We start from the raw sequence: 8,981 nt of genomic DNA, 5'->3' as shown, positions 1-8,981 counted from the left end.
CCCCACCCCCCGCCGCCGGATCACCAACGCCATCAACGCCGCCACCGCACACAACGCCCCCGACGCGTACCACACCACGTCGTACGAGCCGAACGTGTCGCGGGCGACGCCGCCGAGGAAGGCGACCAGGGCGGCGCCGACCTGGTGGGAGGCGAGGACCCAGCCGAAGACGATCGCGCTGTCGTCGCCGTACTGCTCGCGGCACAGGGCGAGGGTGGGCGGGACGGTGGCGACCCAGTCGAGGCCGTAGAAGACGATGMAGAAGATCATCGGGGGCTGGACGCTGGGTGTGACCAGGAGCAGGGGGAGGAAGAGGAGGGAGACGCCCCGCAAGGCGTAGTAGACGGCGAGCAGGCGCCGGGCTTCGAAGCGGTCGGTGAACCAGCCGGAGGCGATCGTGCCGATGACGTCGAAGACGCCGATGACCGCGAGCAGCGAGGCGGCGGTCGTCAGGGGCATGCCGTGGTCGTGGGCGGCGGGCACGAAGTGGGTCTGGATCAGGCCGTTGGTCGAGGCGCCGCAGATCGCGAAGGTGCCCGCGAGCAGCCAGAACGGACCGGTGCGCGCGGCCGAGAACAGGACGGTCACGGCCCGGCGGGCCGCGCCGGGGACCGGTGCCGGTTTCGGTACGAACTCGGTCGCGCCGTACGGCATCTGACCCACGTCCGCGGGGTGGTCGCGCAGCAGGAGCCAGACGAACGGGACGACCGCCAGGGCGGCGAGCGCGACCGTCACGGCCGCCGGGCGCCAGTCGTGCCGCTCGACGATCCAGGACAGCAGGGGCAGGAAGATCAGCTGCCCGGAGGCGGACGCGGCGGTGAGGATGCCGCTGACCAGGCCGCGCCGCTCGGTGAACCAGCGGTTGGTGACGGTCGCCGCGAACGCCAGCGCCATCGAACCGGAGCCGAGACCGACCAGCAGGCCCCAGCACAGCATCAGTTGCCAGGCCGCCGTCATCCACACCGTGAGGCCCGAACCGAGCGCGATGACCGTCAGGGCGACCGCGACGACCCGGCGGATGCCGAAGCGGTCCATCAGGGCCGCCGCGAACGGGGCCKTCAGCCCGTACAGGGCGAGGTTGACCGAGACGGCGGCGCTGATCGTGCCGCGCGACCAGTCGAACTCGTCGTGCAACGGGTCGATGAGCAGGCCCGGTACGGAACGGAAGGCGGCCGCGCCGATGATCGTCACGAAGGTGACGGCGGCGACGAACCAGGCCCGGTGCACGCGTCGACGGCCGCCGCGGCCCGGCTTCGGCGGCTGCGGCACGACTGCTGCGGCTTCGCTTGTCTGGGTCACGACACAGAGCTTCCGGCCTGCGACACCTTTCATCGAGTGGCCAGGAGGACAGCATTCGCTAGGATCGGGCCATGACATCGGCCAGCCACTCCAGTCCGGATCCGGATCCGGACCCGGCCGACGGCTTCCGCCCCCACCGCGTCGTCGTCCTCGCCCTCGACGGGCTGCTCCCCTTCGAACTGGGCATCCCGCACCGCATCTTCGGCCGCCCCAAGGACGCCCGGGGACGGCGCCTGTACGAGGTCGTGACCTGCTCGGTCCGCCCGCCGGGGCCGGTCGAGACGGACGCCGACTTCGCCATCCACGTCGCGCACGGCCCTCAGGCCCTGGCCGACGCCGACACGGTGGTCGTCCCGGCGTCGTACGAACTCGGCCCGGTCTACGACGAGGGCGTGCTGAGCGACGAACTGGCCGCGGCCCTCGCCCACCTCCGGCCCGGCACCCGGCTGGCCTCCATCTGCACCGGCGTCTACGTCCTCGCCGCCGCAGGCCTCCTCGACGGCCGCCCCGCCACCACCCACTGGGCCGACGCCGAGCGCCTCCAGCGGCTCTTCCCCAGGGTCGAGGTCGACCCGGACGTGCTGTTCATCGACGACGGAGACGTGCTGACCTCCGCGGGCGTCGCCGCCGGCATCGACCTGTGCCTGCACATCGTCCGCCGGGACCACGGCGCCGCCGTCGCCAACGACGTGGCCCGCCGTACGGTCGTACCGCCGCACCGCGACGGCGGGCAGGCGCAGTACATCGAGCGGCCGGTGCCCGATCCGCAGCAGGCCTCCACCACCACCGCCCGCGCCTGGGCCCTGGGCCGTCTGCACGAGCCGATCCAGTTGCGGGACATGGCCGCTCAGGAGGCCATGTCGGTCCGCACGTTCACCCGCCGCTTCCGCGAGGAGACCGGCGTCAGCCCGGGGCAGTGGCTCACCCAGCAGCGCGTGGAACGGGCCCGGCACCTGCTGGAGACCACCGGCCGCACCGTCGACCAGGTGGCCCGCGACGCGGGCTTCGGCACGGCACAGTCGATGCGCCAGCACCTCCAGGCGGCGCTCGGCGTCACGCCCACCGCCTACCGGCGGACCTTCCGGACCGCCAAGGGACCGAACGGCGGCCGTCAGAACGTGAGCACTCCGCGCGCCACCCGCCCCGCCTCCGCGTCCGCCGCCGCCTTCTCGAAGTCCTCGACCGGGTAGGTCCGGGTGACGAGTTCGTCGAGCAGCAGCCGGCCCTGGCGGTACAGGTCCGCGTAGAGGGCGATGTCGCGCTGGGGGCGGGAGGAGCCGTAGCGGCAGCCCAGGATGGACTTGTCGAGGTACATCGACGAGACGCGGAAGGACGCCTCGGCCGTGGCCGGCGGCACCCCGAGGAGGATCGCCTGGCCGTGCCGGTCCAGTGCGTCGATCGCCTGGCGGATCAGCTCCACACGCCCGACGCACTCGAAGGCGTGGTCCGCGCCCGTGGGCAGGATGTCCCGCACGCCCTCCGTCGAGGTGAGGAAGTGGGTCGCGCCGAAGCGGCGTGCCATCTCCTCCTTCGCCGGGTCGGCGTCGACGGCCACGATCCGCAGGGCACCCGCGAGCCGCGCCCCCTGCAACACGTTCAGGCCGATGCCGCCCGTGCCGATCACCAGGACGCTGTCGCCGCGGTCCACCCTCGCCCGGTTCAGCACGGCGCCCACCCCCGTCAGCACCCCGCACCCGATGAGCGCCGCCGACGCCATGGGGATGTCCCCGGGGATCCGGACCGCCTGCACGGCCTTCACGACCGTGCGCTCCGCGAAYGCCGAGTTGGCGGCGAACTGGTGGACCGGCAGGCCGGCGTGACGGAACGGCCGGCCCGGGCGGCCGATCGCCTGCCGGCACATGGTCGGCCGTCCCCGGTCGCACTCCGCGCACGTACCGCAGTTCGCGAGCGTGGACAGGGACACGTGATCCCCGGGCGCGACATGAGTGACGCCCTCCCCCACCGCCTCCACCACACCCGCTCCCTCGTGACCCAGCACCACAGGAACCGGGAAGGGTATGGTCCCGTCCACCACCGACAGATCGCTGTGACACAGCCCCGCCGCAGAGATCGCGACCCGCACCTCACCCGGCCCCGGCTCCCGCACCTCCAGATCCGTGACGACCCGGACCTGCTTCCCGTCGAAGATCACGCCTCGCATCACGCGGCTCCCTTGGGCTCCCTGGGCAGGCCGAGCACGCGCTCGGCGATGATCGTGCGCTGGATCTGGTCCGAGCCGCCGTAGATGGTGTCGGCCCGCGAGAAGAGGAAGAGGTGCTGTGCCGCGTCCAGTTCGTACGGCGACGAGGGTGACCAGTCCGCCGGACCGACGCTCGCCGCCGCGCCCCGCACCAGCACCGCCAGCTCCCCGAGCCGCTGATGCCAGCCGGCCCACAGCAGCTTCGCCACGCTCGGGGCACCCGCGTCGCCCGAACCGCCCAGGGTGCGCAGGGCGTTCCAGCGCATGGTGCGCAACTCGGCCCACTGCCGGACGAGCCGTTCCCGTACGACGGGATCCGCCACCGCACCCGACTCCACGGCCGCCCGCACCACCCGGTCCAGCTCCTCGGCGAACCCGATCTGCTGCGCCAGCATGGACACGCCCCGCTCGAAACCGAGGAGGCTCATGGCGACACGCCAGCCGTTGCCCTCGCCACCGACGACCTGCTCCGCGTGCGCGCCGTCGAAGAAGACCTCGTTGAAGTCGCTGGTGCCCGTCAGCTGCCGGATGGGGCGGACCTCGATCCGGCCCGGCTGGTCCATGGGGACGAGGAGGAAGGTCAGTCCGTGGTGCCGCCGCGACCCGGGCTCGGTGCGGGCGAGCACGAAGCACCAGTTGGCCTCGTGCGCGAGTGACGTCCAGATCTTCTGCCCGGTGACGCGGTAGGTGCGGCCGTCCGCCTCGCGCACGGCCGCGGTACGGACACCGGCCAGGTCCGAGCCGGCGCCGGGTTCGCTGTAGCCCTGGCACCAGAGTTCCTCGCCGGCGGCGATCGGGGGGAGGAAGCGGGACTTCTGCTCCTCGGTGCCGTGCGCGATGAGCGTGGGGGCCAGGAGGTTCTCACCGATGTGGCCGGAGCGCGGGGGCGCGGCCGACCGGGCGTACTCCTCGGCCCAGGCGACCTGCTGGGTGAGCGTGGCGGTGCGGTTGCCGTAACCGTCCGCGCCCCATCCGATCCCGATCCAGCCGGCTGCTCCGAGGGTGCGCTCCCAACTGCGGCGGTCTCCCGCTCCCTCGGCGTGCACGGCGAGCCATTCACGAGCCTCGGCACGAAAGTCCTCGTCATCCTGCGTGAACCCGAAATCCACGGTTGCCGCCTCGTTTCGGTAACTGGGCTTGAGGTGACGTCCCCAAGGGGCGCGGGGCTGCATTGAATATGCGGCTCCGCCGCGTGGGCGCGACCAGCCACAACCCACCCGCAGCCGCCACACAACAACACCCCCGAGCTACTGGGCGTTCGGCCGCTCCCCTTCCCGCGCCGCCCTCTCCATCTCCCGCACCCGCTCCAGCATCGGCATCGGATCCACCCCCACCGACCCCGGCAACACCTCCGCGATCCGCTCCGGCGTCCACGCACCGCCCTCGGCGTACACGGCCCGCAGTTCCCGCGGCTGCGCCCACACGGCGATCTTCGCCCCGGCCGCGGTGTACACCTGCCCGGTGATCCCCTGCTCCAGCGCACCGTCGGACAGCAGATACACCACCAGCGCTGCGACGTCCTCCGGCTCCCCGATCTCCGCCAGTTCCATCGGCACGCCCGCGGACATCCGCGTACGCGCGACCGGAGCCACCGCGTTCGCGGTCACGCCGTACTTGTTCAGCCCCAGCGCGGCGCTCCGTACGAGCGAGATGATCCCGCCCTTGGCCGCGCTGTAGTTGGCCTGCGACACCGACCCCTGATGGTTGCCGCTGGTGAAGCCGATCAGCGTGCCGGCGCGCTGCTTGCGCATCACCGCCGAGGCGGCCCGGAACACCGTGAACGTGCCCTTCAGGTGCGTCGCGACGACCGGGTCCCACTCCTCCTCGGTCATGTTGAACAGCATCCGTTCCCGGAGGATCCCGGCCACGCAGACCACCCCGTCGAGCCGCCCGTACGACGACAGCGCCACGTCGACGACCCGCTGCCCGCCCGCCATCGTGGAGATGTCGTCGGCGACGGCGACCGCGTCCCCGCCCGCCGCCTCGATCTCCTTGACCACGGCCTCGGCGACCTCACTGGTCGGGGAGGCGCCGTCGACCGCCACGCCGTAGTCGTTGACGACGACCTTCGCCCCCTCCGCCGCCGCCGCGAGCGCGACCGCCCGGCCGATACCCCGCCCGGCGCCCGTGACGGCGACGACCTTGCCTGCCAAGAAGTTCCCCACGCCCGGCCCCTTCCCGTCCCACGGTTTCTGACGGACCGTTAGATTTCGCGGTCTCCAGATTCTACGACCCGTCAGATACGGGAACACAAGCCCCGGGGAGGACTCATGTCGCTGCCGGACGCGTTCCACGACATCGCCAAGCGCGTGAACAACTGGGGCCGTTGGGGAGCCACCGACGAGCTCGGCACACTGAACCTGATCACCGACGAGGTCGTCCGGGAGGCCGCGGCGACGGTCCGCACCGGTCACCGGATCCCGCTCGCGCTGCCCCTCCGGCGCGACGGCGTCCAGACGGGGATGATCCCGGGGCGGATCGACCCGCTGCACGTCATGGTGCAGATCAACCAGGAGCTCTTCGGCCCGGGCACGGTCGCGTGCAGCGACGACGCCGTGACCATGGGGCTCCAGGCGGCCACCCACTGGGACGCGCTGCCGCACGTCTCGCACTCGGGCAGGCTCTACAACGGCCGGCCGGCGCACTCCATCACCCCGCACGGCGGCGCGGAGTTCAGCGGCATCGAAAAGGTCCGGCACCTGGTCTCACGCGGAGTGCTGCTCGACGTCGCCCGGGCCCGGGGCACGGACCGGCTCGACGGCGGGTACGCCGTCACGCCCGAGGATCTGGACGCGGCCGAGGAGCTGGCCGGTACGCGCGTGCGGGCCGGTGACGTCGTGCTCGTGCGGACCGGGCAGGTCCAGCTCTGCCTGGCCGGGGACCGGCACGGGTACGCGTATCCGTCTCCCGGGCTGTCGATCCGGACGCCGGAGTGGTTCCACGCGCGCGATGTCGCGGCGGTCGCCAACGACACCCTCACCTTCGAGGTGTTCCCGCCCGAGGTGGAAGATCTATGGCTGCCGGTGCACGCCCTCCACCTCGTGGAGATGGGGATGCCGCAGGGCCAGAACTGGGATCTCGAAAAGTTGTCCACAGCCTGTGGAGAAACAGGCCGCTACGCGTTCCTGCTGGCGGCGACCCCCGAGCCGTTCACGGGAGCGACCGGCTCTCCGGTGGCCCCGGTCGCCGTCCTCTAGGCCGGCACGCCAGACCGGCACGCCAGACCGGCACGCCAGGCCCCCCACCAAACCCGCCAGCCAGGCCGCTCACCAAGGCCATCAAGCCCATCAAGCCCACCAAGCCCACCAAGCCCACCAAGCCCGCCAGCCAGGCCACCGCCCGCAGCCTGCAGCCCGACCGCCGCCACCCCGCCGCTGAAGCTGGATGGCGGCGCCGCGCTGCTCGCCCCGAGCACGGCAGCGCGCGCCGCCACCCGACTCCGGCGCTCCCGCCCCGGCTCCCGTGGCCCTGACAGGGAGCCGACGCCGAATCACGACTCACACTCGCCGAGGGCCGCCGTCGTCGCAGCCCTCGCCGTCCCCTCACGGCGAATCGCTGCTCACAAGCGTGAGCAAACGGTCACGAGGCGTCAACACCCATTCGGCGATTTGTTGCTTATGCGGCTTTCGCACTGGGCGCGCACGGAAGCACATCCCGGCGCATCGCCGCATGCCATGACGAAAACGGCGGAGCCGCCTGCGACCGTGCCCCGGCTTCGCCGCAACACCGCGCGGCATGTGCCGCCGTACACCAGACCTCGTCACCACACCTCGTCGACCACGCGCCCGGCAGTCACGGACGGGGCTCCCCGTAGCGCCCCGGCCCTATACCGCCTCGTACGCCAGCCCCTCGAAGGCCGCCCCGCCGCCGCACGCCACCGCGCCGCCCCCGCACGCCGCAGTGACCTCGGAGGACTTCGAACACCGGTCCAATTCGCACCAGATGCGCTTGCCGGTGCTCTCGACGCTCCACCCCCAGCGGTCGGCGAGGCCGTCGACGAGGGCGAGGCCCCGGCCGCCGGTCGCGTCGTCCTCCGCACACCGGGGCACGGGGGCCCGGCCGCTGCGGTCGGCGACCTCGAGACGGACGGTGGCCCCCTCCGTCACCGCGTGCGGCAGGGACAGCCGCAGCACGGCGGGGCGGCCGGTGTGCACCACGGCGTTGGTGACCAGCTCGGACACGAGCAGGATCACGGTCTCGGCGAGCGGCTCGTCGGCCTGTATGCCCGACCCGGCCAGGCGGGAGCGGGCCCACCGCCGGGCCCGCCCCACCTCTGCGGGGTCGGGCCGGATCTCCAGCTGCACTTGAAGCACCTGCACCGCTCACACCATCCGAACCGGCGGACACTTAGGCTCGCGCCTCACGAAGGCCACGATCGTAGCCATTTTCTGCATGGCCAGAACAACGGCCGGGACAAGGATCACGGAACGTGAATCCCTTGTGCGACAGCATGGTTGACGTACAGTCACCCCAACAAGCGCTTCGGGCATATTCCAGCGCGAAGGAGTACCCGTGCGGCATACTGTGCGACGCTCGCTGCGGGGAGTCGAACAGGCGGCGCCACCGGGTCGCACTGCGCTCAGAGCCACTCGCATCTCACACAAGGTACCGGAGCGGGCCGTCGACTCCGGGCCGTAACGAGCCGCTCGGAGGACACGAGCGGATATCAACGCTCCGTGATCACCGGATGCCACGATCCGCGACATCTCCACGGGAATGTTCGGCGACACCGCAGCCAGACGGCCTGTCAGGCCGCTCCGGCCACCAGAGCGGCCGCGAGAGTTTCCTCACTCTCCGTGATTCCGCCCGCACGTTGAGTTCGAACCCATGCGCGTTTCAGATGCAGATGGACCTCGGACTCCCAGGTGAAGCCCATGCCGCCGTGCACCTGGAGACAGTCGCGGGCACCGCGCACGGCGGCCTCGTCGGCGAGCAGGCGGGCGGCGGCGATGTCGACCGGGTCGGCGGTGACGGCGGCCGCGTACACCGCCGCGCGGGCCGTTTCCGACCGGACCAGCATCCCGGCGCACAGGTGTGCCACCGCCTGGAAGGCTCCGATGGGCCGGCCGAACTGCTCGCGCGCCCGGGCGTGTTGCGCCGCGAGTTCGCAGACGCGGGCGGCCGTGCCGAGCTGCTCGGCGGCGGTGAGCAGGACGGCCACGGGGTCCGGGTCCGCTGCCGCACCGCCGGGCACGCGGTGCAGCGGCGTCAACGGGTCGAGGGAGCGCACCGGCACGGCTCCGGCGGTGTCGCCGCGTACGACGTCGGCCTCCGCCGGCCACTCCACGAGCCCGCCGTCCACGGCCGAGACGACCGTCTCCCCGGTGGCGGCTCCCGGCACCGCACCGGCCGCGAGATGGGTGGCGATCAACGGCCCGGGCAGCAGCGCCCGCCCCGCCTCCTCGAACACCAACACGGCCTCCGGCAGCCCGAGTCCCACCCCACCCTCCGCCTCCGGCAACCGCAACGCGAAGAACCCGGC

General features: G+C 72.3%; 8 protein-coding genes. 2 read left to right on the top strand and 6 right to left on the bottom strand.

All coding sequences use genetic code 11. The annotated features are described in order from the left end of the window. A partial coding sequence (locus CA983_RS35780) for an MFS transporter (RefSeq protein WP_086604910.1) occupies nucleotides 1–1,299 on the bottom strand: 1,299 nt, incomplete at its 3' end. A gap of 71 nt (nucleotides 1,300–1,370) precedes the next feature. On the opposite strand from CA983_RS35780, the gene CA983_RS35775 reads away from it, so the two are divergent. Next, entirely contained in the window at nucleotides 1,371–2,489 is a 1,119-nt protein-coding gene (locus CA983_RS35775) for a GlxA family transcriptional regulator (protein WP_086604909.1), read from the top strand. On the opposite strand, the gene CA983_RS35770 is transcribed toward CA983_RS35775, so the two are convergent. The 3 genes from CA983_RS35770 to CA983_RS35760 all read right to left on the bottom strand — a co-directional run bounded on the left by CA983_RS35770 (nucleotide 2,411) and on the right by CA983_RS35760 (nucleotide 5,664). Further along, on the bottom strand, nucleotides 2,411–3,460 hold the full coding sequence (locus CA983_RS35770; RefSeq protein ID WP_086604908.1) for a Zn-dependent alcohol dehydrogenase: 1,050 nt from the start codon (nucleotides 3,458–3,460) through the stop codon (nucleotides 2,411–2,413). The genes CA983_RS35775 and CA983_RS35770 overlap by 79 nt on opposite strands. Further along, a complete protein-coding gene (locus tag CA983_RS35765) occupies nucleotides 3,460–4,608 on the bottom strand; it encodes an acyl-CoA dehydrogenase family protein (RefSeq protein WP_086604907.1) in 1,149 nt (382 codons plus the stop codon). The genes CA983_RS35770 and CA983_RS35765 overlap by 1 nt, the downstream gene beginning before the upstream one ends. A 138-nt stretch (nucleotides 4,609–4,746) precedes the next feature. Further along, on the bottom strand, nucleotides 4,747–5,664 hold the full coding sequence (locus tag CA983_RS35760; RefSeq protein WP_086604906.1) for an SDR family NAD(P)-dependent oxidoreductase: 918 nt from the start codon (nucleotides 5,662–5,664) through the stop codon (nucleotides 4,747–4,749). A gap of 105 nt (nucleotides 5,665–5,769) precedes the next feature. Here CA983_RS35760 and CA983_RS35755 point away from each other — a divergent pair, with 105 nt between their 5' ends. After that, complete coding sequence (locus CA983_RS35755) at nucleotides 5,770–6,696, top strand: cyclase family protein (protein ID WP_086604905.1); 927 nt, start codon at nucleotides 5,770–5,772, stop codon at nucleotides 6,694–6,696. Between the two features lie 627 nt (nucleotides 6,697–7,323). Here the strand turns inward: CA983_RS35755 and CA983_RS35750 are convergent. Together CA983_RS35750 and CA983_RS35745 are read right to left on the bottom strand one after the other, a co-directional pair. After that, entirely contained in the window at nucleotides 7,324–7,803 is a 480-nt protein-coding gene (locus CA983_RS35750) for an ATP-binding protein (protein ID WP_167407528.1), read from the bottom strand. Nucleotides 7,804–8,246: 443 nt separating this feature from the next. Beyond that, nucleotides 8,247–8,981 (bottom strand): acyl-CoA dehydrogenase family protein (locus tag CA983_RS35745; RefSeq protein ID WP_086604903.1); only part of this gene is annotated, 735 nt, incomplete at its 5' end.

This window comes from Streptomyces swartbergensis (assembly GCF_002148965.1).
GTDB classification, from domain to species: Bacteria; Actinomycetota; Actinomycetes; order Streptomycetales; family Streptomycetaceae; genus Streptomyces; species Streptomyces swartbergensis.
Note: the sequence above shows the minus strand (reverse complement) of the source record. Positions and strands in the feature narration are given on the sequence as shown.

Coding starts and splice junctions, on each gene's coding strand:
- CA983_RS35755 (WP_086604905.1), top strand. CDS start 5,770: ATGTCGCTGCCGGACGCGTTCCACGACATCGCCAAGCGCGTGAACAAC.
- CA983_RS35775 (WP_086604909.1), top strand. CDS start 1,371: ATGACATCGGCCAGCCACTCCAGTCCGGATCCGGATCCGGACCCGGCC.